18 protein-coding genes and 2 pseudogenes are annotated in these 26,318 nt (G+C 46.2%); 2 read left to right on the top strand and 18 right to left on the bottom strand.

The genetic code is table 11. The features are described from left to right. Positions 1 to 63 precede the first annotated feature (63 nt). Positions 64 to 1,800 (bottom strand): annotated as a pseudogene (locus J2X61_RS06420) (putative thiazole-containing bacteriocin maturation protein); the annotation flags it as partial. Positions 1,801 to 2,198: 398 nt separating this feature from the next. On the opposite strand from J2X61_RS06420, the gene J2X61_RS06415 reads away from it, so the two are divergent. Further along, positions 2,199 to 4,097, top strand: a complete 1,899-nt coding sequence (locus J2X61_RS06415) for a TOMM precursor leader peptide-binding protein (protein ID WP_310186656.1) — start codon at positions 2,199 to 2,201, stop codon at positions 4,095 to 4,097. A 281-nt stretch (positions 4,098 to 4,378) separates the two neighbouring features. Here J2X61_RS06415 and J2X61_RS06410 read toward each other — a convergent pair whose 3' ends face one another. The 4 genes from J2X61_RS06410 to J2X61_RS06395 are packed head-to-tail and all read right to left on the bottom strand — an operon-like array spanning position 4,379 to position 8,483. Beyond that, positions 4,379 to 4,594 carry a hypothetical protein gene (locus J2X61_RS06410; RefSeq protein WP_274473071.1) on the bottom strand — a complete coding sequence of 72 codons (216 nt, stop codon included), beginning with the start codon at positions 4,592 to 4,594 and terminating at the stop codon, positions 4,379 to 4,381. Between the two features lie 2 nt (positions 4,595 to 4,596). Beyond that, on the bottom strand, positions 4,597 to 5,790 hold the full coding sequence (locus tag J2X61_RS06405) for a Ger(x)C family spore germination protein (RefSeq protein ID WP_274473061.1): 1,194 nt from the start codon (positions 5,788 to 5,790) through the stop codon (positions 4,597 to 4,599). After that, a complete protein-coding gene (locus J2X61_RS06400; protein WP_379241231.1) occupies positions 5,787 to 6,887 on the bottom strand; it encodes a GerAB/ArcD/ProY family transporter in 1,101 nt (366 codons plus the stop codon). Before J2X61_RS06400 ends, J2X61_RS06405 begins: the two co-directional genes overlap by 4 nt. A 9-nt stretch (positions 6,888 to 6,896) precedes the next feature. Beyond that, positions 6,897 to 8,483 carry a spore germination protein gene (locus tag J2X61_RS06395; RefSeq protein WP_379241225.1) on the bottom strand — a complete coding sequence of 529 codons (1,587 nt, stop codon included), beginning with the start codon at positions 8,481 to 8,483 and terminating at the stop codon, positions 6,897 to 6,899. A 76-nt stretch (positions 8,484 to 8,559) separates the two neighbouring features. On the opposite strand from J2X61_RS06395, the gene J2X61_RS06390 reads away from it, so the two are divergent. After that, complete coding sequence (locus tag J2X61_RS06390) at positions 8,560 to 8,709, top strand: hypothetical protein (RefSeq protein WP_310186654.1); 150 nt, start codon at positions 8,560 to 8,562, stop codon at positions 8,707 to 8,709. Here the strand turns inward: J2X61_RS06390 and J2X61_RS06385 are convergent, their stop codons facing one another. The 13 genes and pseudogenes from J2X61_RS06385 to J2X61_RS06325 all read right to left on the bottom strand — a co-directional run bounded on the left by J2X61_RS06385 (position 8,710) and on the right by J2X61_RS06325 (position 26,214). Beyond that, entirely contained in the window at positions 8,710 to 8,877 is a 168-nt protein-coding gene (locus J2X61_RS06385) for a hypothetical protein (RefSeq protein ID WP_310186652.1), read from the bottom strand. It abuts the gene before it with no gap. A gap of 413 nt (positions 8,878 to 9,290) precedes the next feature. Continuing rightward, positions 9,291 to 9,479: a hypothetical protein gene (locus J2X61_RS06380; RefSeq protein WP_310186651.1), complete on the bottom strand. Its 189-nt coding sequence runs from the start codon at positions 9,477 to 9,479 to the stop codon at positions 9,291 to 9,293. A 536-nt stretch (positions 9,480 to 10,015) separates the two neighbouring features. Then, positions 10,016 to 10,579 (bottom strand): LOG family protein, encoded by a 564-nt coding sequence (locus J2X61_RS06375; protein WP_310186650.1) that lies wholly within the window; start codon positions 10,577 to 10,579, stop codon positions 10,016 to 10,018. A 208-nt stretch (positions 10,580 to 10,787) separates the two neighbouring features. Then, a complete protein-coding gene (locus tag J2X61_RS06370) occupies positions 10,788 to 11,174 on the bottom strand; it encodes a MerR family transcriptional regulator (protein ID WP_310186649.1) in 387 nt (128 codons plus the stop codon). Between the two features lie 31 nt (positions 11,175 to 11,205). Then, complete coding sequence (locus J2X61_RS06365) at positions 11,206 to 11,922, bottom strand: SDR family oxidoreductase (protein WP_310186648.1); 717 nt, start codon at positions 11,920 to 11,922, stop codon at positions 11,206 to 11,208. A 367-nt stretch (positions 11,923 to 12,289) separates the two neighbouring features. After that, on the bottom strand, positions 12,290 to 14,404 hold the full coding sequence (locus tag J2X61_RS06360; protein WP_310186647.1) for a family 78 glycoside hydrolase catalytic domain: 2,115 nt from the start codon (positions 14,402 to 14,404) through the stop codon (positions 12,290 to 12,292). Between the two features lie 141 nt (positions 14,405 to 14,545). After that, the gene (locus J2X61_RS06355) at positions 14,546 to 15,775 is read right to left on the bottom strand and encodes an ABC transporter substrate-binding protein (RefSeq protein ID WP_310186646.1); all 1,230 of its coding nucleotides are present in this window, start codon (positions 15,773 to 15,775) and stop codon (positions 14,546 to 14,548) included. A 692-nt stretch (positions 15,776 to 16,467) separates the two neighbouring features. After that, complete coding sequence (gene argC, locus J2X61_RS06350) at positions 16,468 to 17,412, bottom strand: N-acetyl-gamma-glutamyl-phosphate reductase (protein WP_310186645.1); 945 nt, start codon at positions 17,410 to 17,412, stop codon at positions 16,468 to 16,470. A 199-nt stretch (positions 17,413 to 17,611) separates the two neighbouring features. After that, on the bottom strand, positions 17,612 to 17,893 hold the full coding sequence (locus J2X61_RS06345) for a gas vesicle protein (protein ID WP_274469246.1): 282 nt from the start codon (positions 17,891 to 17,893) through the stop codon (positions 17,612 to 17,614). Positions 17,894 to 17,896: 3 nt separating this feature from the next. Then, positions 17,897 to 18,199 (bottom strand): annotated as a pseudogene (locus J2X61_RS06340) (GvpL/GvpF family gas vesicle protein); the annotation flags it as partial. Positions 18,200 to 18,374: 175 nt separating this feature from the next. After that, positions 18,375 to 19,937 carry a phytoene desaturase family protein gene (locus J2X61_RS06335; RefSeq protein WP_310186643.1) on the bottom strand — a complete coding sequence of 521 codons (1,563 nt, stop codon included), beginning with the start codon at positions 19,935 to 19,937 and terminating at the stop codon, positions 18,375 to 18,377. A 1,112-nt stretch (positions 19,938 to 21,049) separates the two neighbouring features. Next, positions 21,050 to 21,349: a DUF7677 family protein gene (locus J2X61_RS06330; RefSeq protein ID WP_310186641.1), complete on the bottom strand. Its 300-nt coding sequence runs from the start codon at positions 21,347 to 21,349 to the stop codon at positions 21,050 to 21,052. Between the two features lie 308 nt (positions 21,350 to 21,657). After that, positions 21,658 to 26,214 (bottom strand): cadherin-like beta sandwich domain-containing protein, encoded by a 4,557-nt coding sequence (locus J2X61_RS06325; protein ID WP_310186639.1) that lies wholly within the window; start codon positions 26,212 to 26,214, stop codon positions 21,658 to 21,660. Positions 26,215 to 26,318 lie beyond the last annotated feature (104 nt).

Here is a 26,318-nt window from a genome sequence, read left to right as displayed (position 1 = left end):
CATCATCGTCATACAAACATCCGTGTAGTGGAACGCGTGATACGGGACTCTCTCGTGCTTCATCTATAACATTCCGATATCTGAAGGAAGCCGCAGCAACACGCCAAACACTCCTGCCATTTCCTCTTTCAAAAACGGTTCTACTGCTAGATCCAAGACCAAGAGTCGGTTATGGTTACGTTCCAAGACCTGTAAGGCTGACTGCAGAACATCCGATTCTAACGTCACTTCACATGAAGGGATCTTACAAATTAGCGGCAACTGTTCAGCTAGATGCACGTTCGATACCTCCAACACTCTCGTTGTGAGGCCAGCCGGTTGGTTTTGTGCATCCAACAAAGCCTGCTGCAAAGCATCCCGGAACGCGAGTGTCACATTTAAGCCTACACCGCCATACCAACGATCACATGTACCAACCCACATCACAGGGAATCCGGATACTTCCTCTCCTAAACCAATCATTGGTGCTCCCTTCATCGTTGTCAGAGCCTGCAAATAAAACTGGCAGTGTTTATCTTCTATTGTAGACAACTGTACTCGAAAGACAGAAGGCAACTGACTTGCAACTCGCTTGCCCAGTACCTCGGCCAAAGTCCGTTGTAATCCTCGTCCGATGCCTTCCGCAACCGTTTCTCCCGCACCAACGCCGATAAATTCATGTTGTTGGTCTATCTTGTTGCCCTCAGATTCATGATCGGATGGAAGCGTAGAAACGAGCAGGCAGGCCATTCGCGAAACATACGCTTCAATCCCGACCAGTCCGGCTTCCCGCCTCGCTCCTTCATGTGTCAAATCTGTACAAACAATGTCCGGCAGAAGCCCAGCCGGCCCTTCCGATAGCGGATCAACTGCCTGAACGCGACACTGAGAGAGCGGTAGCTGCTTTAAGTCTCCTTCCTCCCAAATATGGAAAATCCCTGATTCAGTTGATGTCAACCGGCCGAAGTAAGGAAGCAATCCGTTCTCACTTTTGCTTGATCTCCGTTCGAGCTGTGAATCAATATCGTGAATCCATTCAGCTGCGGTACGTCTGGTCACAAGCGGATGGGGCATGAACGAATGCCATTTTCCTTCCAACGTCTCCAGATTAAGTAGGAAGATTCGATTCCTTTGTTCCGCATCGCCCACTCCCGTAATGTTTTTTAATAATTCAAACACGATCACATTCGCTAACATCGCTCCCGTTGTGGAAGAAAAGGTGTGCAGCTGAGGGTCTTTATAAATTGCAGATTCGTGAAGGCTGCGAAAAGCTGACTCCCAGCAACCCTCAAAGTCCGGATGCACTAGCGGACCAGCCAGACCCACCTGTTGCAGACATACTGCGGGAAGAAACAACTTCCTCTCCTCTCTACAAATCGTGTGAAAAACTCGCAGTTCCTTGATATTACCCTCCTGTGATACAAACAAAATTGAATCAAACGAGCTCACGGCTTCCCGCCAACTACTAACCCCTTCCTTCTGCAGCTTAACTTCCTCTATTGTCACCTCGGGGTCTTTTTTACGAGCATGTGCCGCCAATTCTAGCATCCGTTGCCGGTCAGTCGGACCTGAGCCAGAAACTAGCACGTGAATCTTGGGCATTCCGGATACAAGCAGCGCAGAAATGACCGAGATCAAAAATGGACCAGAGCCGACCGTCAATACTTTGGCCTGACGATAGGACTGAAACCGGTAAGCACCCAAATTACCAAAATTGTCCAAAAATTCAATTTGAGAAGCATACTCTTTGAGAATCTCTGCTGGCAGTTGATGTGTATTGTAATGGTTCAAATTTTTCATTTCATTCCCCCTCCGTAACACCCGAACTGTCCCAACTCTTCACAAGTAATTTTATGTACAGCTATTTGTCCCTCATGTCTTATACATAAGGAAAAACCCCACTCGAGGAACCCCATCCTTAAATAAAAGTTCAATAAAAAGGGGCTGCGCCGAATGAATCAATCGGTACAGCCGCCTTTTTGATGATCAATATGTTAAGTAGACTTTATGGTTATTATTTAAAAATTTTAAGCCCTTGTCCTATACGTGCATATACGCGTCATCACTAAGATATAATGAAATCATCTTATTGGGAAGAAACCATAATTGCAATAATAAGAGCTGCCGACCGGCAGTTCCTTCTTTTCAGCCTCGAGGAGATTAGTAGAGAAACCTGCAGAAACGAGCGGTGCGTATTGCAGCGAGATGAGGTGAACTGCGTGAATGCTATCATATCAGTTGTCGGAGAAGGTTTATTAGCCGACTACGTATGCAGAGAGCTATTGGATCGTTATGAGGTCGTTCGACAGACGGATTTCACTTCAGACATACCGAAAGCGGCGAAATTGGTTATAATGCTGCACGACGATTGGCCTTCCTCCGGATACTTCGAGGTTGAAGAGGCTCTACAGCAGGCCGGCATCCCGTGGTTGCGGGGCTTTATTTCAATGGATGAGGCCATAATCGGGCCTCTGGTTCGTCCGGGAACGCCGGGATGCTCCCAGTGTGCGGATAACCGGCGTTTCACGGCGTCGCCTGGAGACATACAACACGTAAGATCTTCGCCTTCAGGACTTTGGCATGCAACTCACATGTTGATTGCCGAGACGCAACGAGTGTTGCAGGGCAGCCGAGCCTATACGGAGGAGCATATGTATATCGTTAACCTGAAAAATCTGAATAGCTCGCTCCATTTCATTCTGCCTGACCCACTCTGCCAGGTGTGTGCCCGTATGCCAGACGATTCATCGGCGGCGTCCAACATATCGCTCAAGCCGAGACCGAAGATAAGCGCCGACAGTTACCGCTGCCGTCCTATAGACGACATGAAACAACATTTGGACAAAGACTATATGGATTCACGGACCGGGGTTTTTAATGCCAAGATGCTTGACCTCGTGTCGCCGTTTGCCGGGGTGGGGGTCAACCTGCCATCGTTTCTGATCGGAGATGAGGTAACGGGAGGCCATAGCTTTTCTTATGCGGAAAGCGAATTGACCGCGATCTTGGAAGGATTGGAGCGACTCTGCGGTATAAGCCCCCGCGGCAAACGGACCGTAATATATGACAGTTTCAACCGTATTGCGAATCAAGCGCTCGCCCCCTCCAAGGTTGGGTTATATTCAAAGAAACAGTACGCGCAGCCTGATTTCCCGTACGAACCGTTTGATCCAGACCTCCCGATCGATTGGATCTGGGGCTATTCGCTAGTACGGGAGTGTCCGATCCTTGTTCCGGAGAGTCTCGCTTATTACAGTTCGGGATTCGGTGGCGGCTTTGTTCAGGAAGGCTCCAACGGGTGTGCGTTAGGCGGAAGCTTGGAGGAAGCCATCTTGTACGGGATTTTAGAAGTGGCGGAGCGTGACTCGTTCCTGATGACTTGGTACGCGCAGTTGCCTATTCCGCGTCTGGACCCCTATTCCGCTAACGATCAGGAATTGCGGCTCATGATCGAAAGGCTGCGCGCAGTTGCCGGATACGATGTACATTTGTTTAACATGACGATGGAGAATGGGATTCCGAGCATTTGGGCGCTCGCGAAAAGCGTCAGCCCCGGGAAGATGAATCTTATCTGTGCGGCGGGAGCTCATTTGGATCCGGTACGGGCTGCGAAAAGCGCTATTCACGAATTGGCCGGCAGGTTGATCTTCTTGCAAGAAAAATTTGAGGCGGGCCAGGAACATTTTAAGCAAATGCTCGACGATCCGTTTCTCGTATTGCAAATGGAGGATCATGCCATGCTTTACGGTTTTCCGGAAGCAGAAGAACGGCTACATTTTTTGCTGGACGGACAACGTCCGCTCAGAACGTTTGACGAGGAGTTCAAGCGTAAGGCAAGTCATGCAAATCTGACCGATGATCTGAATGATACGATCGAGGTGTTTCGCCGCTTAAATCTCGATGTGATCGCGGTGAATCAGTCGTCGCTGGAAACGCTGCGAAACGGGCTGCATTGTGTAAAAGTTCTCATTCCAGGAATGCTTCCGATGACGTTCGGACATCACTTGCAACGCTTGACAGGGCTGAAGAGAGTACTTCGGGTGCCGGCAGAGCTTGATTATGCGAAAGTGCCGCTGACGGCCGGGCAACTCAATCCGCATCCGCATCCATTTCTATAAGACGCGAAGGGTTCAGCCAACAAAACGCGGATTTCGCACGCTAAGCCAGTTCAAGGATATTATTTAGATGGCTTTACGGCCGCAATCCCCATTCCCATCCTACCGCGGGATGACAGGAAATGAGGCTGCTCCTATTCCACGATAACAAGAGAAATACGATCGTGTAATAAACTACTCTCTGCTTAGACCCCTTCCCATTTACGATTGCAGATGTTTCACTTTTGTACTTCTCCAACTCGGCAGTCTTGTAAACTTAATCCAGCCAATCCTTTTTTCTTTTTTTAATGCTCTACCAACGGCTTAAACGGTTTAAAGATGGCTTGAAGAAGTGTAGGAGGGCCTGGCGTATGGGGCAAATCCAGCATGGATAACAGCCAGACGGCTAGGAGCAGCGCTACGAATACCGCTCTGTCCCATAACGGCTTTTGTTTCAGCTTCGACCATTCTACCCACACAATCAGTAGCGTGGCAATCGTAAAGACCCAGAACACACTCATTCTCACTTTTCCTTCGCCTCCTCTTTAGGTATGCCACCCTGCGTGTTGATCAGTCCGGGTCTGATGATATGCGCTTCCACTTCAATCTTCGTTTGAACCTGGGGGAACAGCTCATCCCAACGATCTTTCGCCTTACTCCACTCTTTGGGGTATTTTCGGTGAAATTCCTTGGCAAAATCAAGAATGTCCACCTTTAACCGCTGCTGCAACTCGTAGATCGAATATTCTATTCGTTCTCTCACGTCATCCCCGAAAGCCTTGTCCAAAATGGTCATAAAGTCCGGATTCATAGGATCAAGCGAGGTGCCGTTCTGAACCATATCGCCTTCCGTCTTGATTTTGATAACCATCGTCCATTGATCGCCTATAATTTGCGGAATAAGCTTAATATTCGCCTTCACCGGATTTAAGGAAACGAGTCCCTCCGCTTCTTTCGTCTTATAGGTTACGGTGTATTCTTTGATTTCATTTTTGACCCACAGGACGCCGCGCGTTGCTTTTTCCGAAAGTTCCCCGACCATCTTGTCATTCTTGAAAACGGCGGTACCGAAAATATACGGAATCGTCTGAAACGGTTCCGCTGATTTCAATGTAGGAAGAATAGAAACGAGCGGAAGCGCAGCCCCTTGAGAATCTGCTTTCAACATCATGCTCAGCTGCTCCATCGTCACCTTGATTCCAATCTGGAGATCGGACAGCTCCCGCAGCACTTCGGCCGAGGACCGTTCGATGAAAGGGAACAACTCAAGCGCTTCTGATGCCTTTCCTTTACTGACGTACATATTGGCTCTCTCTCTCGGCTGGGGATGGCGCGTCAAAAAATCAAAGTGCTGCCGGATCCCCTCTTTTGCTACCGCATCGCTGAAGATGAACACTTTGCATTGTCCCCAAAACAGTTTGCGGGGCATTTTCCGCTGTAGCTTAGACAATGCGTCGGCGACATCATATCCTTGCTCCGATCGTACGGTTGTTCGTTTTTGCGCTCCGCCGCTACCCCCTCCACCTCCCATCGCTCCCCCTGCAGAGAGATTTTGCGGCATGATAAATTGAATGGTGGTTTTGATTTGATTGTTGTCCCCTTTGTCGAAGGCAAGCGCGGTAATAAGAGCCATATCGTTAAGCTCCGTACGGTCCCAGCAGCCGCCGGACAAGGTGAGGAGGGGGATCAGGATCAATAACGCGAGCCATCTCTTCATCGGGACGACTCTCCTTGGACTGAGGATTTTCTTTTGCGTATTAGGGCGCCGACAAGCAAAAGAAGCGGAATCAGCAACAGGACGGTCGGGATTTCGAACGGAACTACCGTTCTTAAAAATAATCCTAAACGGGGAAAATTGGGCAAATCCCATAAGCTGAACACGACAATAAGAAGCCCGATCGGAAAGACCGCGGGACGATAGTCCGACAGGTTCATCATTTGCCCGAACGAAATCGACGTAGCGTAGTAAAATACCCCGATTTTAATATAGTTTCCGACGACCCACATCGCCAGAAGCAGCGATTCCAAATTGGCCACGCTGATGTACCGGAAAGCGACCAGTACCGGGTACATTTTGACCCCTGTATCCGGACCAAGCAAAAATAATAAAAAAAGGTTGATATATATCATACTGGCCACGATCGCGATCAACGCTAGCACGGCGGCTTTCCTTCCTTTCTGCGGGTCTACCAAGCTGGGAAGGAAAAAGGACATCAGCATGCATTCGCTGAACCATGCCTGCGGCATGGCGGCTCCTTTGATTGAAGGAATAACCCCATGTTCCAGAACGGGAAATATATTTTTCACATCCAGATCGGGGATGAGAAGCAGCAGAATGAAGAAAGGCAGTATAAAGATCGGTGTGAAAATGACGGCGTTCCTTGCCAGCATCTCCACCCCGCCGCGGACAGCTATGCCCGCAAGCAGGAGGATCGTGGAAATGATGAGCAGGATGGGAGTCGTGAACAGAAAATTGCCCGAAACAAAATCCGCATACTCTCGCGTGATGACCCCCGTAATCTGCGCAAGAAAGCAAAAGTAAACGACACCGACGATTTTCCCCGGTATTTTTCCGAGTATCTGTCCACTGTATTGGATGACGGTCTGCTTTGGATAAAGCTCGTGTAACCGGGTCGCCAAATAGATGGTTAATAAGCCGACTAAGGTTGCAAGAAGAGGGGGCAGCCAAAGATCGTTTTTTGCATACTGGGCCGAAATGCTCGGCAGCGTAATCAAGCCTGTGGCTAACACCGTAGGATAAAGCATAAGCCCCATTTGCAAGGCCGATATTCGTCCTTTGTCCAACCTATTCACCACCTTGGATTATGCCTTGTCTACTCGTTCAGGTCCCGGCTTTTGGCCGGATGCTTGACGGTAACGGTCGTATTCTCCTGTCAGGTGCGGACGCGTATCCATCATCCACCATGGAGATCTGAACAAAATGTCTTTGAGCTCCCTCTTTTGTGGAACTGCGATAGACAGAAAAGGTACGCCGAAAGAACGCAAGCTGCACATATGGAGGACAAGGGCGATGATCCCGAGCATGATGCCGAGCAGTCCCAATGTCCCTGCAAGCAATATCATCGGAAATCGCAGCATCCGAATGGCAATCCCCGCGACATAGCGCGGAATCATAAAGGAGGCAATGCCGGTAATGGCCACGACAATGACCATCGGCGCCGAGACCAGACCGGCTTGAACCGCCGCTTGACCGATGACGAGCGCCCCGACAATGCTGACGGCGGCGCCGACCTGCTTGGGCAGCCGTACTCCCGCTTCTCGCAGCGCTTCAAAGGTGACTTCCATAATCAACACCTCGAACAATGCCGGAAAGGGCACCGCTTCCCGCGAAATGGCCATACTGATGAGCAGCGAGCCCGGCACCATCTCTTGATGAAAAGTCAAAATCGCTACGTATAACGATGGAAGCAAAAGGGAAATCAAGGCGAATCCATAACGCAGCCAGCGTATAACGGAACTGACCCAGAAGCGTTGGTAATAATCTTCCGCAGACTGCAATAAAGAGAAAAAAGTTATGGGGGCGACCAACGCAAACGGCGTTCCTTCCACCAAAATCGCCACCCGCCCTTCCAACAAACTGCTGCAGGTCACATCAGGGCGTTCCGTGCTAAGCAGCTGTGGGAACGGAGAGTAAGGCTGGTCCTCGATCATTTCTTCGATATAACCGCTTTCCAGAATACCGTCAATTCGAATGCGGCGCAGACGGTTTTTGACTTCCTCCACTAACGCCGTGTCCGCGAGCCCTTCGATATAGGCAATGACGACATTTGTTTGGGTGTAATCGCCTATTTTCATCGGTTCCATTTTGAGCAGAGGGCTCTTGATGATGCGGCGTATTTGGGAGGTGTTGGTCCGCAGCGTTTCGGTAAAGCCTTCCCGCGGCCCCCTGATTCCGGTTTCGGCCGCAGGCTCTTCGATGGAGCGTTTCTCCCATTTGGCGAGTCCTAAAGCAAGTCCGATCGTCTCATTGTCGCATAGCAGGACGGGATTGCCGCTTGAAAGATAGTTAACGCACTCGGCAAATGAAGTGAATTGCGACACTTGCGCTACGTTGATTTTCCGTTCGACGAGCTGTCCTAGCTGGGTAAATGGTTCGGTATCCTCCCGCATCAAGGGGGCGATGACATAATCCTCGATTCGGTCGCAGTCGGACAAGCCTTCGATATAGATCAGAATGGCATTCCTTTGTCCTCCGATGAGCAAGGAACGGTAAACAACGTCCGAGCAATGGGCATAAATCGTATGAAGCAGCTCCACGTTTTGCTGCAAGTCCTTATAAAGTTCAGGCTGCTGAAGGATGTCGGCACGCTGCTCCTGCTGCTGCTGTTGCGGCTGCGAATGATCGTTTAATTGTTTTGTGATGAGCAGCCTTAACAGGCTCTTAATCAAGCGGCGCTCCCCCAGAAGATGAATTTTTTCGAAAAAGGTTGATCTTTAACGTAGGTTATCCAAGGTTTCCCTTTTTATGCAAATTAATGAGGATGTCATTCAAGGCGCGCAGGAAATTACGGAAGCGGCGGTTAGCATGAAAGAGGTTGCGGTTCAAGTCGGCCAGTACAAAGGTACGATTCAACTTAAGCTGACCGACAATGCAGCGCGTTCGCTAAACATCTAATTAAGCATCTGTTACCCCTAAGACGTTACTGACACTCTCGCTAAACGGAAGAGCATCCTTACCAAGCCGTACTAATAAATTGGCCTGCTGTGCTGTATCCGCTTCCGTTAAGAGCTGCCACGGGTCCCCTATTTTGCTGCTTAGACTGATTTTACGCTCCTTGTTCATCCGGTTTTATTCGTCAGTGCGTACACCCATCTACGGAAACCCGCCTGATCAGCAGCTACGAAGCTGGTTTTAGAGCGTTTCTCCAGACCGATGTGTCCTATCTACGAACACAAAAAGGAGCTGCTTCATGCTTAATGCAGCTCCTTTTGTGCAGGATGCGGTATTCAATACGTACCCCGTTGATATAGTCCGTTAAATATTCGAACTGCCGCTAAAGGGGAGCTCCCTCTCCATGTTCAATTGCGCGGCAATTTGCTCTCGTTCCGCCAAAAACCGGACATCCGGCACATACACAACTTACTGCCCTCTGCTTAGGGGCCATATCGGTCAGTCTTTTGATCCATTACCTAATGTTTATTTAATCTGGTAAAGGGCACACGCCCAAATCGATAAAGTCAAGCTTCCGACTATCACTATTCAACATAGGTTGTTGTATCAAAATTTGGAGGAGATACCCTATGAGTTACAACCAAAATATAAATCAACAACACCAAATGCATCACCAGCAGCATCATCCTCATCATATGCATCATATGCATCAGATGCATCACCAGCAACACCACCAACAACATCATCAGATACATCACCACCACTTCCATCATGTGGTTATTCATCCAGGTCAACACCCGCATCATCCAACCCCTATGCCGTATCATGGCATGCACCAAGGACAATGGCATGGTCAACAGGGCGTATGGCAAGGAATGCCTCAACCAAGGCAAGATCAATAAGGTAACTGGCAAAGAGGCTACGAATAAAATAAAATAATTAAGATTGAAGAGAGTCGTACGTATTTGTCGTACGGCTCTGCTCCACTTACAGTCCTTGATGTATTTTCATATTTAATTTTGTACACTTGTTTGAAGAAGTGATTTGATTAATGGGCTCATTTGTATTTTGGATCCGATCGCTGACCAGCAACTGGGATGCATCTACATCATACCAAGGAGTCTTTTTATTTCTCAAAGCTCGTATGGTTATGGTAGAAATAATCTTCTTACGTTGTTGTAACATGGTTAACCCCTTTGTGGGGTGCGTACAAACTGTAAAACTGAACTTCCTGCCTCAACTCATTTTAACACTTATTGCGTCGGATCCGTTCCACCGCAGCGCTATCGTCCTCCGTTAGCCGAATGGGCTACCATTTATGTATATATTCTGCTTTATATTTCTTTAGCTTTTCGATTAAGTTTGTAGAATCATCGTCAATTACAATTAAATTTTTATACGGCTCTTTTACAAACCCTTGTTCAATCATATGATCAAAAAGCGATAACATCGGCGTGTAGTATTGATTGATATTTAGCAAGGCACATGGTTTATTGTGGTATCCAAGCTGTGCCCATGTAAAGACTTCAAACCATTCTTCTAAAGTGCCTGTCCCACCAGGGAGTGCGATAAATCCATCAGCGCGCTCCGCCATTAGAGCTTTTCTTTCATGCATCGTTTCAACGATATGAAGTTCCGTTAGGTGTTCGTGAGCAATTTCCACATTTGCCAGTTTTCTGGGTATCACTCCAATAACCTTACCACCAGACTCTATGACCGCATCGGCAACAGCACCCATACAGCCGACTGTTGCTCCTCCGTATACAAGATCCAATCCATGTGCTACTAAAACTTTCCCTAACTTCTTTGCTTCATTCATATAGATAGGGTCATTTCCAGTGCCTGATCCACAGTATACAGCTATTGTTTTCATATCTTCGTCCACTATCCTCTCTGCATTTTACTTTTAATAGACTATCTTAAAGTATGTCTCTCCTCAAGGAGCTGCTTAGTTCTAGGCATTGAATTAGGCGCGGCAGCCTTATGTGCGGGAACCTGGTTCCTACAAAAAAATACAGAACACTGGTAGTCGCTTTCACCGTGTTCTGTCATTGCATACGAAGCTCCCAAACAATATGAATCTAAAGTTGTGAATCCTTCAGCAGGCTTTTCTTATTCGCAATTTTGTAATCCAGTACACCCAAAATCTTCTGCAAATGATCGATTTGGTCCTGGAGCTTCCTTCTGTACGCTTGAACTTTATCATACACTTCGGGTGTAGACTGGATGTCTTCCTTATAGGAGAGTGATGCAAACTCTTTAATATCTTTAAGGGGGACCCCTATTTTCTTCAGACAAATAATAAGCTCCATTAACTGCATGTCTTCTTTGTGATACATTCGTCGGCCGTTCCCTTTTCTTTTCGCCCGGGGAAGCAGTCCGATCTTCTCGTAATAGCGGAGCGCATCCTCTGTCAGTCCGGTCATCATTGAAATTTCCTTGATTGAAAAAGCGGCGTCACTGCTCATCCTAAGACCTTCCCATCCTCATGAAATAAAGTCACCAAGGAATAATACCATGCTCATTGAAGAAGCCCCCTGTGGGTCCATCTTGTGCAAGTGTAGCATATTGGACAATGATTCGGGAACCTTGTTCTGGTGTCAGATCTCCGTATCCGTTATTGAAACCGGTAGCAACAAAGCCAGGGCAAACCGAATTGACTTTAGCAGGGGTATGTTTCAATGTAAAAGCAAGATGAGTGGTAAGCTGATTCAGCGCCGTTTTGGAACTGCTATACGCTAATGCTTTTAAAGGGTATACGCCGTTTCCCGGATCACTATGCAGCGTTATAGATCCTATGGAGCTGGAGATATTGACAATCCGAGGGGCATCTGATTTTTCGATAAGGGGCAGCATGGCTTGGCTGACAGTGAATGCACCAAAAAAATTCGTATCAAACGATTTCTTTAAATCCGCCACGCTTAGATCCGTAAATTTATGCCGATCGCCAATTCCTGCGTTATTAATCAGTACATCGAGTTTCCCGTATTCCGATTTAATTTTCGTGGCGGCTGCATCAATCGTGGCCTGATCGGTGACATCCAGTTCGATATAACGTGCATCTATGTCCTGCTCCTGTAACTTTGCTGCTGCTTGGGATCCCTTTTCCTTGTCTCTTGCGCCTAAAAGAACGGTATATCCCAATCCTCCCAATTGACGCGCCGTTTCAAAGCCAAGTCCTCTGTTTCCTCCCGTAATCAGGGCTACCTTACTCATTTGTACAGACATTGCTCCTCACCTATCCTTATCTTTGTTTGAGCGGAATGACGGATATCATTACGCTTGTGATTGTTGCAACGCTTATGTTACAACTTGGTGTTAACACCAAGTCAAGCGGTAAAAACAAAAAAAAGGGGGCAGTCAACAGCCCCCCGTTATCGCAATCCCATTCGATTCCAATTTTTTCTCGGTCTAATCCTTTATTTTTCAGTCAGTCGGGAACGTCTTCATGTTTCTTTTCACTTATTTGGCATTGATATGGTTATGGCATTATCGTTGTTTCCGCTGAGCATGCCGACCTCACAAGCTAACAACTCCTTGCTCCCGGCTTTCCTGGGGCTGAGGGCTTGGTTATGCAGCTGTTTCAACACCGACGAATAACTACCCCCTCTGGGGCTATAAGTTCCAGATGTCCGCCAGCGTAATGAATGTGAACTTTCCCCGCCATAGTGAGAAAGGTTAGAGAGAATTCTGGCATTCCATCAGGCAAGTGAGGATCAAATCGGATCGATGACCAACCTGGAGCTGCCGGTTTGATCCCAATGATTTCCTCGATAAGTATAGGAATCGGCGAGCTGGCCCAACCATGGCATAAGCTTGTATTCCATTTCTGTTCTTTCCCCCACGCTTCAAAGCAAGTTGTCGCCCCCTCCTTCACCATGTTCGCCCATGAACGCTCATCCTGACAAGTAATGAGCTCGTAGATCAGCTCGGTTTCACCAGCTTTGGCCAGTGCCTTCAGCAAGAAATAGGACATGTATACGCCGCAGCTTAATCTTTTCATTTGGATAAGAGCACAAACGGATGAAATTGCGTGCTCCGGGACGATCTCAAAATACAAAGCAAGCATATTCGAGTGAAGCGAGGCATGATCCGTGCCTAATGCATCGGCGAACAATCCGGATTGCGGACGGAAGAAAGCTGTCTGATAGGCTTTTTTAAGAGCAGGAAGCCGGTCCTCATATTTGATATTCAACAAGTCCTTAATGGCTTGAACCGTCTTCACACAGCCGTAGTAGAACGCATTGATGACGTTATGACATCCGTCGCTAACGGGACGGGTAAGCGCAAAATCGTAGCCGTCCCTTAAGTTATCGGGCCAGTCGACTAGATTCCACTTTTCTTTCACATTCTCAAGCAGTCCATCTTCGCGCTCGTACTTTTGGAAATAAGCTAGAATCCCTTCGGCGACAGGCAGCATTTCCTGCAAAAATTCCTTGTCTCCGCTGTGCTCATAATATAGCAACAGCTGGATTGGCCATTGCAGGGAGAAATCAGCAATCTCCTGCATAAAGTGCCCTGGTGCAACCGCCAGGAGACCCGGACATACCGTGCTTGTTAATGCAAAATCCCGAATTGCCTTCTTAAATAGCCGCAAATCTCCGCTGATGTACATGTGTGAATGCCCAATGACGGTGTTGTCTCCCAGGTACTGCCCCTTCTCGCGGGACGGACAATCTACGAAGTTTTCTTGGGCGCTGAACTGCACGCCTTTTTTACAGATGGACCAGATTTGGTTCAATAGCTCATTATTCGACTCAAATGTCATCGCCTGTTCATCTAGCGGATAATGTCTGACCATAGCAGCAAAACTGTTAACGTCGATGGTACCAGGCAATCCGAGTACCTCTACATACCGGAACGCTTTATACTCATATTGCCGGAGTGTATCTCGGTTACCCGACAACGTCCAAGTTTCCTCATACTTACAGTTACAGCGCATGTCGTACCTGACTGTTTGACTAGACTCGTACAATTCTTCACCGCAGCGAATAATGATTTGCTCTCCGGGGTCTCCGCAAGCGACCATTTCAAACTGACCCGTAACCTCCTGGCCAAAATCAATGACATAGTCGCCTTTCCTCACAGTTCGCACACTCTGCGGTTTGAGACGGTACACGCTAAGGGGCGGCGTCGACTGCTTAACCAATATGTAATCAGCTTGATGATTTTCTCTCGCATACAGCCATTCACGATCATCATATTCGACTTCGATCCATCCTACATTGGCTAGTCGTTGATCGATATTCTCCAAATACTGCGTCTCGTATCCGACCGTGTCGGCAGGTCCGAATTCACACGCAACCCTATACCGCCAGCTGCCGTCTGTCGCAAGAACAAGCCCATGCTCCGTGTGCAATTCAGCGATCATACCTTGCCGTAAATCCGCGCTATTATAATAGCGATTAACGCAGCCTTGATAATACACATGTACGGCAATCACATTCGTTCCTTCATGCAGGTAAGCGCTCAAGTTCCACTCATTATAGTTATAATGAAATGCATATCCCTGTGCCGGTCCTTGTCCTATAAAATGCCCGTTCACATACAGCTTATAATAGTCGTCCGCGGTGATGCAGAGCAGAGCTTCTTTGGGAGCAGTCTGTAATTGAAACTGCTTCCGCACAAGCATATGCCGGTTCTTAAGATGCTCGGGATGCGCCATACGCTCTACCGGATCATATTCCTTGTTCAACATGGGCTGCGGTTCATATCCAGCAAATTCTGGATCTGTAATCCAAATTGCTTTCCAACGATGCTCCATCATTTCACCTCAAATGAAGAAAAGAGAGGAAGCGTCGGCTTCTCCTTCTCCGCCGCTTTCCGCTTCTTCTCCGCCTTATTTATTTTCAAATACTTTGCCCGGGTTGTCCGGAGTAAAATTCGGATATTGAATGCGCTTCGTTTTTCCATCATTTACGGACTTATCCAGTGCGGCATTATAGCGGGTATTCAAATCTTGAATACCTTTGTCGATATCAATTGCGCCTAGAATGATTGCGTTAAACACAAAGTACATATCGTTGCCTTCCGGTTTCACGCCTGTTGGCAGCGGCTGCCAGATTTTGTCTTTATCGGTCAATTCCAGGTTCGGCCATTTTTTTACCGTATCCGGTTTCTCGGCATTTTTCAGTACGGAAGGAAGCATCACCATGCCTAAGCCTTTGTTGTAGTAGCCGGAGAGCAAGTCATCGCTGTACAGGAACTCCATAACTTTCCAAGCTTGATCTTGATTTTTGGAATTTTTGTTCATCAAGAACCAGCGTCCTGCCAGGTTAATATGCTGAGATCCTTTGACTTGTCCGTCAATCGTTGAAAGCTGTGCGACATCCCACACCTCTTTGGTAGGGAATTGGTTCATGTACACGCCTGGCTCCGAGTGGGACCATGAAATATACATACCAATTTTACCTGCAGCAAATTGTGTGCGCAGCGGATCAATATCAAGGGATTCGGATCCCGGGAATGCCGCGCCGGAAGTGAAGATCGCACGGTATGCGTTCAGAATCGGTTTGTAGCTGCTAAAATCATATTTACCGTTAATGAAATCGTATCCGGCCTCCACACCGCCGCTTCTCATTAACATATAGTCGATCGAGCGGGAGTACGCTTGTGCCGGATTTTTCAAGTTAGCCGCGAAGCCGTATATGCCTTCTCCTTTCAACTTATCTGTAATTTGCTTGGCGTCCTTCACCATCTCGTCAATCGTTTTCGGAGGTTCAGCTATTCCAGCTTTGTCAAATATCCCTTTGTTATAGTATAAACGAGGAGTTGTGCTGATGGCAGGCATAGAATAAATATTTCCGTTTACGACATTGATGCCGTCAATGAACGCCCCCTCCCCGAATCTCTTCTTGTATTCAGGTGTGAGGTACTTATCCAGCGGAGCGAGATCCCCCTTGGTCAAGTGGTCTTGGAATGCCGTACCGCCGTCGAAGAAGACGTCAGGTCCCTCATTCGTAGCCAGAGCAATATCCAAGGACTGGTTATAGTTCTCCGCATAGATTTGATATTCAATTTGAATATTGTCCTTGTTATCTTTATTGTACTGCGCAATCTTACTGTTCATATAATCTTGATCGGCACGGTTTTAACGTCCATACTTTAATAACGGTCTTAGCCCCAACAGATCCTGTTGCGTTTTTGAGACAGCGCTTTCAGTCGACGTGGACTTAGCTCCTCCATCCGAATTCCCGCATGCGGTCAGCATCATTACAGATGCTGCAACGGTTATAACTACCAATGTTCTTTTCATGTTTCTCTCATCCCTTCTTAGGTATTCATCGGTACTGACAACCGCAGCGACCACAAAATCGGATACACCGTTAATCCTGCAAACAACACTAGATTGGGGAGCAGCATCAAGTATAATTGCCCCTTTCCTGCTCTTCCCCGCTTAAACCCCTTCATGAGATCACCTCTGTATATAGTGTCTTATTGTTTCAGATTGCGCTTACAAGTTGATTTGTCCGTATCTGATACATCCAACTATATCAACTAGAGAAAGCGGTGATAATCGAAAAAACGAAGGTTACATGTATAAAAATTGAGCCAAGGAGCGCAAGCGGGTTCTTATGCTGTCGATCAGTAGGTGTAGTGATGCTGAAGTGGTACTATAACAAGGGGGTAAAAGAAAAAAAACTCTCTAAGTTCCACTTAGAGAGGAGTTTTTTAACGTTACTCGTGTCATAATCCTTTTTCGGCTGCTCAATGTTTCTTTAAATTCTAGTTTCCGTTAGTTCAACGAAGAACTTATTTTTTTTAATCTAGTCCTGAATTTTCGTCAAATCCAAGCATAATATTCATATTTTGAATGGCTGCCCCTGAAGCACCTTTACCTAAATTATCAAATCTCGATACAAGTAATATCTGGTCTTTTTGACCAAAAACAAATATATCCAAATAATTTGTATTATTGCATTGCATGAGATTGAAGAAACCATCTTCAAGATATGCCTCAGAGTCGAATGGGGCGACTCGAACAAACCGATCTTCTCTATAATAAGAGGCAAGCATTTCTTGAATATTTCTTGCCGTCACATTTTTATTGAAAATTCTAGGAAAGAGAGGAATACTTACTGCATCACCTTGATAATAGTTTCCGACAATTGGAGTAAAAAGTGGTGCTGCGCTTAATCCGGAATATAGTTGCATTTCAGGAAGATGCTTATGATTAAGGTTAAGTGCATAATGTCTTGGGGCAAAAAGCTGTTCTTTATTTGAGTTCTGATATTCGGATATTAGTTTCTTACCTCCACCACTATATCCCGTAAGCGCATAACAAGACATAGGGTAATCCCTTGGAATTATTCCTTCCGCTACCAAAGGATGTATGGCTAAAATAAACCCCGTTGCATGACATCCAGGGACAGATACTCTAGATGAATTTTGGATTTTAGTTCTTTGATTTATATGTAATTCTGGTAATCCATAAGTCCAATCCTGGTTGGTCCTAAACGCTGTACTTGCATCTATTATTTTGGTCTTGTCATTAATTACCATAGATACGGAATCCTTTGAGGCAGCATCTGGAAGGCAAAGGAAGACGACATCTGCTTCGTTAATTAAAGCCCTACGGGTTTCGTGATCTTTTCGCTGTTCCGACTCAATCTTGAGTACTTCAATGTTAGAAATCTTGGATAAGTAATCATGTATTTTTAAACCAGTTGTACCTTCTTGACCATCAACAAATATTTTATATTTCATTTTTCCACCCCTTACCAATTAGATATGTATTAATATACGCTATTATGTATATATATTCAATGAGATATCATGCTAGAAAAAAAGAGGGGCTCGCTGCCCCTCTCCCTACACGACTGGATCTTGCTTTGTTTCCAGATAGCCTTCTATTCGATTAATTCGCTCTTTAAGCTTTCCTTGCTCCGTTTCTAAATCACTTGCCTTAGATGATAGACTCAAGCTGCATGAATGTTAATGAATTCGGTTTGTTTGAAGGCTGCTCATTCGAAGACCCCCATCCTTGATGAGATTCAACTCTCTGATCACCCGAGTTTTGTTCGAGGATGGATTGTACAGATGCAATTAACAATTTAAGATCTACATAAATCAGATCAATATCGGCTACGGAAATGATCAGCTCTCCGCTAACTACAGCGCCTTTATCAATCAATCCATCCAGAATATCCAACAATGTCATTTCTTTGTTTCGATAGTTTTGATGCAAAGGTCACTCCTCCCTGCCTTGTTTTGCGAAATGATAAGGAGGCCATGGACCGGTCAGCTCTAACATCCAACCGGATTCTTTGAGCGAATCTTGAATTTGGTCGAAAACACTTAAAAAGCTGGGCACCTTCTCCGCACTAATCAAGTAATTATAGTTATATACCATTTCTTCCTGCCTCATGGTAATCTCCTTACCCCAATTTCTTCTTATAACGAAATCAGACGCGATGTCCTGCAGCTGCCGATGCAGCTCTTGGCATATCTTGTCTTGCTGCTGCAAGAGTTTGCTTTCATAACGTTTTCCTTTCCTTTTACAAGATAGAAAAAATAATTTTTAAGCCGACTGGCCGGGCCACCCAGAATCCCAATCTTTTAACACATATTGAAACTAAACTCTAATTAGCGTAGAAAAGGCAGCCGATCGTCATATGACCGGCTGCCGCGGTGTTTCAATGTTCTTGGATCTGATTTTTCCGATACTGCTAGTAATCTTGTGACAGTAGCTTTTGGGCGACGATGTAGCCTGATCCTCCATTAATGCCGTGACCCGGCCAGGTTGCCGCTCCCAGCATAAACAGGTTCGGCACTTCCGTCTGATGACTGGGCTGCGCCGGAAGCGGCCGGAAAAGAAAACTCTGCGCCAAATCATGGGCACCTCCGTACGGATCGCCTGGGCCTGAATTGGGGTTGTAGCGTGCAATCGTATCAGGAGTTACAACCGCATGACCGATAACCGCGTCTGGAATATTAGGGATATGTTTTCTTACAATTTTTAACACACGCTCTACGAAACGCGCAGTGAGATCCGGGGTCCAAGTCCCGTCGCCAACATCAATTTGATTTGCAGCATCGCCACGTGGACGACAAGGCACTTCAAGAACTTGAATACGCATCACAGCCTTGCCTGCCGGCGCGCGAGACGGATCAAGATTTGTGGAGCAGTCCACCGTAAAGGTCGGCTTGGCCGGAAGCAAACCCGACATCGCTTGCGCAATCGCTTGCGTGAACCCATCTAACCCATCCGTCAAATGCGGCTGACCGACCTTGGCGAAACGCGCATCCGGCCATCGCGGGGGCTCGCTAAGCGCAAGGTGGATTTGTACGCAGCCTCGACCATAACGGAAATGCTTGGCTTGCTCACGCAGAGGAGCACTAACCTCAACATTATCCAGCAGCGAAAGGTAGAGCTGATCCGGACCGGTCGAGGCAACGACTGCCTGATTAACTTGGAATTCCTCGCCGTCTGATGTCTGCACGCTAACGGCACGACCATGCTTCACGATAATACGTTTAGCGTTTGAATGGACGCGGATGGTACCACCCTGGTCCTGTATCAATTGCGCTAAGGCCTGTGCAAGCTTCTCGCTGCCACCTTCAGGTATAGGCATGCCGCCGCCCATCAACGCCATAGCTGTGAGTGGGACCCAGATGCCGCTTCCGATTTCGTCCGGTGTCCGCCCTAGATGTGTAACCCACGACGCCAGCATCGAGCGAAGTGCAGCGGATTGCAAAGAACTTACCACATTTCGGGCGGTTGAAAAGAAAGATGCAGCGAACCCCGAGTAGCCCGGCCGTCCTTTGTCGTGAAGCAGCTTAGTAAGTATTTCGGATGCTTGAGTACCGGAGAGGTCCAAATTAAATAGTGAAAATACATCGCCGGCATAGGGATTGAATTCTCCAAACAAACGAGCCAGAACGTCGCCATCCCCAGGTGCCAGCCGCTCAGCTTCTACTACTAGGTCCTCAAATGAACGGGAAAACACGCCCGTCTGCCCATCCTCCATCGAAACGCCGGTTGGAAGTTCGGTATTTATGTAACGAAGTCCGCGTTCTTCAAGAGCTTCCCGAAGGTCTGCATAGGCGGGGCCAGTCAATAAAAGCGGATGGGCCGCTGCATACACATCATGTTTAAAGCCAGGGAGGGTGAGTTCCTCCGTGCGTAGGAAACCTCCTGGACGATCGTTTTTCTCTAACACTAACACACTGCGGCCCGCTCTAGTCAAGTAAGCGGCTGTAATCAAGGCATTGTGGCCGCTTCCAATCATAATGACATCGTAACTATTCAATGTCAAAATCCTCCTTTTCATTATCGGTAAATCTATTCTAACCGAGTATGCAGGAGACGTAAGTCGCTTCATGTCGATGGGTCAGCAAGACTGAACCCATATCTTTTAATTGACGGTAAGGCAGGGCCATGTTTCCTAATTTTATCTTGGGTTACCTTATACCACCAGTCACGCTTTTTTACACTATCGATCTCCGTTAGCGGAGTGTTTACTGCATTTTTCTTTCATTAATTCAATAATCCTTTCGTTTTGGTCAATTTAATAAAAACCCCACAAGAACATCCATTATTGACTCCTTTCACTTGATAAATACGGTTTTGCAACATGAAAAAATCTTGTTTTTCCATTCAATTGATATTCGTTATAAATAACTTTTTTCTTTTTATGTCATATACCCATTTTAATAAGTTGCGCTAAACTCCCGTTACTTTAAATGAAACAGGGAGCAGCGCTGTGACAGCCTGCTCCCTACTCTTGCTTAGAAATCACCCAAACATCCCTATTATTGCAAGAATCCAAAACAACATACCTAAAGCTATTAGAATCCACTGTCTTATAGAGAATTTGCTCCGTACAATGTAATTCACTTGCTTTTTCCTCCAATAGATATTTAAAGCATATTGTGTGTATGCAATTGGAATGATTGATAAAAATCCTAATAGCCACCAATTTTGACTTGGTAATCTAAAGAGGGCGTTTAGAACATAGAAAGATAACATAAAAAGAACTGGATAGACTCTTATCTCAATTTCATTAAGTTCTAAAAGCCTTTTGATACGCTTAAACAAGTTAGTTACAATAACAAAACCAATGATGGGAATGAATGTGAATACAGTTCTATAGACATAGCTAATATTCCAGTTGTTATGGTTACATAGCTGTTTCCATGTTCTATAGAACCATACCATTTGATAGAACCCAAGTGAAACCACAGTAAGTACAATCAAGTGCCATATGGGTTGAACATTTGAATACGATGGTTGAAAGGATGTTTCTGTGGATACAACTTGTATTTGAAGTGTCAATTGTATTTCCTCCGCATCGCCTTTTGATTCAACTATCGTTCCTCGTTGATGCAATAGTTTCCCTTACTAATAAAGTGAAATTTCCCAATCCTCAAACTCTGGCTCAACACGATAACTACTGTCAACATAACTTCGAATAAACTGCGCAGCCCTCTTTTCTGCATTTTTTGCATTCAGAACTGTTCCATTGTCATCCATCTCTATCACATTTGCAAAGATTGCATATGCTCTCTCTAATGCGCTCGGCTCTTCAAATATACAAGAATAATCAATACCTTCAAGTAATGGCAGTCCCACAGTTCCGTTTGCTAACCAAAAGGAAAATGTTCGCAGCGCTCCACTGAAAGAATGGCTTAGCTTTTGCATTTTTGGTCCTCCAATGGCAAGAATGATGTTGTCTCATTTTAACACATATTGGAACTAAACTGCCCATTACTTAACCGACACGTAAAAAAAATTTACAAATCCAACCTATAGTACCACCGCGATTATGACCATATGTTTGTTTCGCCGGATATCATTCGCAGATAAAACATTTGCACAACAAAAGGAAACGTAACCCTAGTAAGACGGAAGTACCACCATCTACCACTGAGAGGAGAGGATGGATCGACTTTGATAAAAACGAAGGGCGCCCTCCGCTAGATAGCTGTAGGACGCCCTATAATTTGTTATTATTTTGTGCTTTCTATTGTATAAACTCGTGATGCCGCTTCAATATCCTTGAAAGCCCAGTGAGAACTATTCACATCTCTCCAAGTCGCTTTTGGGTTACCGATCTCAGGTAACACTCGCTTCATCAAGCGATTCAGTATCGTCACTGCCTCTGCTCGAGTAACGCCATCATTGGGATGGAAGCCTCCATCGTCATACCCTCTTACAATTCCCTGTGCCTCTAACAACTTAATCGATTCTTCAGCCCAATGGCCTTGAATATCAGGGAAGGAGGCATTTCCAGATATTTCGGTATCCTTAAGCACTTTCCATCTAACGGCTAATGTTGCGAGCTCAGCACGAGTGACAGGACGCTCAGGCTGGAATTCATTCTTTGTAACACCGGTCATAATTCCTTTTAAGCGTAGACCTTCAATAGCTTCAAAAGCCCAATGGCTTGCCGAAACATCCTCATAGCTATTTTTCCCCGTTGCTATAGCTTGCCCGCTTCCCTCACTTAGCATGATCCGCCATAACATCGCAGCAAACTCTGCTCGACTTGTCTGCCGTTCCGGAAGGAAGAGACTGTCTTCGAAGCCATTAATATAAGGCTTCACGGTAACGTTTTCTATATCCTCAGTAGTAGGAACCGTTTGAGTAATTTCAGGAGCCGTCGTAACATGACCGGAGTTACCATTTGAAGTGTTATTAATTTCATCCAGCTTTAACACGGTAAAGGTACTGAATTTGTTAATGAGGACAGATAATCCGATAATGTTGCCTCCGGTATCTCTCTCCACCGTACCCTTTTTAAATTCAGTCGTTCCATCACTGTGTTCAATAAAAATATACAAGTTAGCAAAATACGCTTCGCGCTCCAATGTATTCGAAGGCGGGTTTAATTTCGCCAACGGGAATACGAGCTTGGTCTCTTTTGGACTGTCCGACGTTACATTGGTTTCAATTTCCATCGGCGTACCGATTTGACTAACAGTTTTATTCACAGATTGTTCGGCTACCTTTGCATCCATCTGAGCTTGCTGTTTAACCTGATTAGCAAGCTCAGCGTCCCGAATTGGAACAAACCGGAAGAAAAGTTCCACATTTGCCTGCTCCAGAAGCTGTAAGGTATCCTTAGGCAGCAACACGGTTGCTTCATCCGTTTCAATAGCCAAGTCTAGCTTAGAGGCCATATTCTTGTAAGCTGATGAAGACACCTCTACCGCAACTTCATTCGCACGGTCTGTCGGGATGTCGTTAACGACTACCCTTACAAGTGTTTGGTTCTGGGCAATCGCTTCAGATATTGCGGCTTGTGCTTTATCTGCTTCCAGCGTTACCTTATCAATCTTCGTTCCGTCAGACAAGGTTTTCCGTACTATTGTCGTTTGCTCCACATCATTCTGCGTTTCACCTACACGAACGGGTACAGTGCGTGTTGATTCCTCGCTAACTACGCTTAAGGAGCTCTTTTTTACAATCACAAGGAATGTTTTCTTGGCTACTAGCTGCTCCTTCTTGACCGTTGCAAGCATGTAAATCGTCTTGTCACCAGTTGTTGGACGCGTAACACGACCTATATTTGAGATTACGTCTGGATCACTAGATAACCATGTAACAATAGTGTCGTTTTTCCCTATAGTAGGGAGAACCACATTTTGTGTTACACTTTCCCAAGTATCCCCTGCATCATAACCAATTTGAACTTGCTGGGCTGCATCATAGACATCAAGCGTCTCTGCTTGTACGTTAATTGGAACGCTAATCGATCGATTATCATAAACAGCTGTGAGTACAGTTTGTCCAGCCTTAATGCCTTGAATGGTACCGTCCACCGAGGCACTGGCTATCCCAATAGGCGCAAAGGAATAGTTACCCAGAAGAGTAACGTCTTGATCATCACCACCGTCAAAATTCATATGAAGATGGAAAGGCATGCTGCCTTTTTCTTTCACTGTATAGGTTGCTTGATCAAATCGAAGATCTTTGGGTTTCGCAATCACGTGTACTGTCCTCACCTTCTGATCGGCCGCGTTGCCGGCTGCATCCACAACCTGATAGAAGATTTGATAGCTACCGACAACACCTGTATTTACATTCCCCGTTACAGTAGCTTGCGGATTCTGAGTTAAGTTATCTGTTACAAGAACGCCAGGATCCGTAAATTCTCCTTGGTAGTAGACAGAGACAGATTCATCGCCAATAAGTTGAATAACAGGCTTAGTTTTATCTATTCTTATAATCGCACTATTTGTCCCGCTTATGTTAGTTGATGCATCCGTTTGTCTGGCGTAGATACTGTATTCGCCCTCTTCATTCAAAACAACCGGTGTGTTATAAACGTGCCAGCTAGCAGTTGGAGATAGACGATACTCTATTGTTGCTCCCGGTTCACCATAGATTGTTGCCGTTACACTGCCATTAGTCCATGAATTCGGATTTAGGTTAATTGTTGGTGCTTCTGGTAAAGTGGTGTCCGGATCTATCGTTTCGGTGATAGAAATTGTCAGTGTCTGTGCGCTGCCTGCACTGAAGTTAAACGTCAGAACCGTAGTGCCCACCGCTTGTGTTGCTAAATAGGCTTTATTGATGGTTACATCGTTTCCCGAAACCGTGTAGTCCGTATTCAGCACCAGATTTGCCGCCCCGTTTTGGATGCTGCTGAGTATATTGCCGTTCAGCGTCATAGTTGTGGCTATGTCTGCCTGTGCGGCTATCTTCTTATCAAAGCTGGCCATAGCAGTGCTGATTGTACTGTTCATTGTGGGAGCCTCCGCACGCGTTACCTTGACTGTGTATGTCTTCGGTGTGCTGTCTTGGGCTGTGACTTGTACATGAATCATATTCTCACCCACAATCAGCGCCACGTGACCGTTCACTGCTTCTGTAACTTCAACTGTTGCGCTGCTGTCTGCTGCCATTGCCGTTACGTCTACACTCGTTACACCATTAGCTACGCTTGCCGTGTATTCCGTTTGATCAGCTGTAAAGCTTGGTGCTAACGTGCCTTCACTTAACGTTAGATTACTCAAGTTCGCATTCGAGGATGCCTCACGCGTTACCTTGATTGTGTATGTCTTCGGTGTGCTGTCTTGGGCTTTGACTTGTACATGAATCATATTCTCACCCACAATCAGCGCCACGTGACCGTTCACTGCTTCTGTAACTTCAACTGTTGCGCTGCTGTCTGCTGCCATTGCCGTTACGTCTACACTCGTTATACCATTAGCTACGCTTGCCGTGTATTCCGTTTGATCAGCTGTAAAGCTTGGTGCTAACGTGCCGGCACTCACAGTCAAGTTGCTTAGGTTCGCATTATTTGAAACTGTGCTGCCCCTAGTGATATCAAGCGTATAGGTTGTGCTTGTTCCATTTTGAGCGGTGACAACAATTGTGATCTGATTCAAACCTTGGTTTAAGGATACGGACTTGTTCATACCGTCGAACCCTTGTTTCCCGTTAATGGTCACAGTTGCAAAAGAGTCCTGAAGAAAAGGGGTAACTTGCACCGTATCAACATCACTCGTGACGCTCCATGTATATGAAGTAGTAGCACTTGAAAACGCAGGTGCGTATGGAGTTCCCCCGTCCAATTTCAGACCACTCAAGTTCGCATTGCTGCTCATCGGTTGAGTTTTAATCATTCCACCCTCACCGACAGCCACATATCGATCATGTCCCCCGGCAACCCCCAGCAGATAACCTGTGGTGCCAGCGGATTCATAATCCCATGTTTTACCGTCTAGCGAGGTAAGAACCGTACCGTTCTCACCTACGGCTATGAATTTGTTACCCGCATATGCAACGCTGTATAAGTTGCCTGTCGGTGCTTCAGTTGGCCATGTTAACGACGACCAGTCTATGCCATCTGGGGAGGTAAGCAATGTTGTGTCTCCAACAGCAACAAAAAGATCATTACCTGAGGTAATACTGTACAAATTCACACCAGCTCCAGCGTCTCTCCATTCCCAGCCTCCGACCCCGTCATCCGAAGTTTGAATCTCAGCTGTCTGACCTACTGCCACATATCGACTCTTACCTTTGGCAGTTCCATAATGAACCCCATAGAAACCAAAAGCATTGGTAAAATCATTATGCCAAATCTCGCCGCCATCCGTTGAATAAAGAATTTCACCGTTTTCAGCGACAGCGACTAATGTTCCATTCCCACCTACAGTTATGTTCCATATGATACTACTAACGCCATCGGTTTCTGCAAGTTGCCACGAAGAGACAATCGTTGGATCCGTTGAAGTATAAATGACTCCATTCGCACCGCCAATTACCCATTTACCTTCAGAGTACACAACCGCGGATAAATCATCTCCGCCAGACAGCGTCTTCTTGTCCCAAGTGATTCCATCGCTAGAGGTTAATATGGTCCCCGCATTACCAACTGCGACAAATAACCCATTTCCATAGTAAACATTGACTAGATCATCCGTTGTCCCAGAAACAGCATTCCCCCAAGGGGCTGCAGCTAGAGTAGTACCAGAGAATTGAGGGAATCCTATACTAGCGAAAACAAGCATGATGACTACGAGCAAATTTCGCCCATTGAACTTCTTTTTTTTCAAAAATTTCACCCCATTATATGATTGTCAAAGAACTTTATCCAATTCCTATTTTACGTCACGCCAAGTTTACAGAAGGAAGCGGCTATCCATATGCGCCGCTTCTT

The sequence above is a fragment of the Bacillus sp. 3255 genome (assembly GCF_031456485.1).
Lineage (GTDB): Bacteria > Bacillota > Bacilli > Paenibacillales > NBRC-103111 > Paenibacillus_E.
Note: the sequence above shows the minus strand (reverse complement) of the source record. Positions and strands in the feature narration are given on the sequence as shown.

What these genes read in the sequence shown, in the direction of transcription:
- J2X61_RS06410 (WP_274473071.1), bottom strand. Translation starts at nt 4,594, where the DNA reads ATGAGTGTGTTCTGGGTCTTTACGATTGCCACGCTACTGATTGTGTGG.
- J2X61_RS06405 (WP_274473061.1), bottom strand. Translation starts at nt 5,790, where the DNA reads ATGAAGAGATGGCTCGCGTTATTGATCCTGATCCCCCTCCTCACCTTG.
- J2X61_RS06390 (WP_310186654.1), top strand. Translation starts at nt 8,560, where the DNA reads ATGCAAATTAATGAGGATGTCATTCAAGGCGCGCAGGAAATTACGGAA.
- J2X61_RS06385 (WP_310186652.1), bottom strand. Translation starts at nt 8,877, where the DNA reads ATGAACAAGGAGCGTAAAATCAGTCTAAGCAGCAAAATAGGGGACCCG.
- J2X61_RS06380 (WP_310186651.1), bottom strand. Translation starts at nt 9,479, where the DNA reads ATGATGGAAGTGGTGGTGATGTATCTGATGATGTTGTTGGTGGTGTTG.
- J2X61_RS06375 (WP_310186650.1), bottom strand. Translation starts at nt 10,579, where the DNA reads ATGAAAACAATAGCTGTATACTGTGGATCAGGCACTGGAAATGACCCT.
- J2X61_RS06370 (WP_310186649.1), bottom strand. Translation starts at nt 11,174, where the DNA reads ATGAGCAGTGACGCCGCTTTTTCAATCAAGGAAATTTCAATGATGACC.
- J2X61_RS06365 (WP_310186648.1), bottom strand. Translation starts at nt 11,922, where the DNA reads ATGAGTAAGGTAGCCCTGATTACGGGAGGAAACAGAGGACTTGGCTTT.
- J2X61_RS06360 (WP_310186647.1), bottom strand. Translation starts at nt 14,404, where the DNA reads ATGTTGAACAAGGAATATGATCCGGTAGAGCGTATGGCGCATCCCGAG.
- J2X61_RS06355 (WP_310186646.1), bottom strand. Translation starts at nt 15,775, where the DNA reads ATGAACAGTAAGATTGCGCAGTACAATAAAGATAACAAGGACAATATT.
- argC (WP_310186645.1), bottom strand. Translation starts at nt 17,412, where the DNA reads ATGAAATATAAAATATTTGTTGATGGTCAAGAAGGTACAACTGGTTTA.
- J2X61_RS06335 (WP_310186643.1), bottom strand. Translation starts at nt 19,937, where the DNA reads ATGATTGGAAGCGGCCACAATGCCTTGATTACAGCCGCTTACTTGACT.
- J2X61_RS06330 (WP_310186641.1), bottom strand. Translation starts at nt 21,349, where the DNA reads ATGCAAAAGCTAAGCCATTCTTTCAGTGGAGCGCTGCGAACATTTTCC.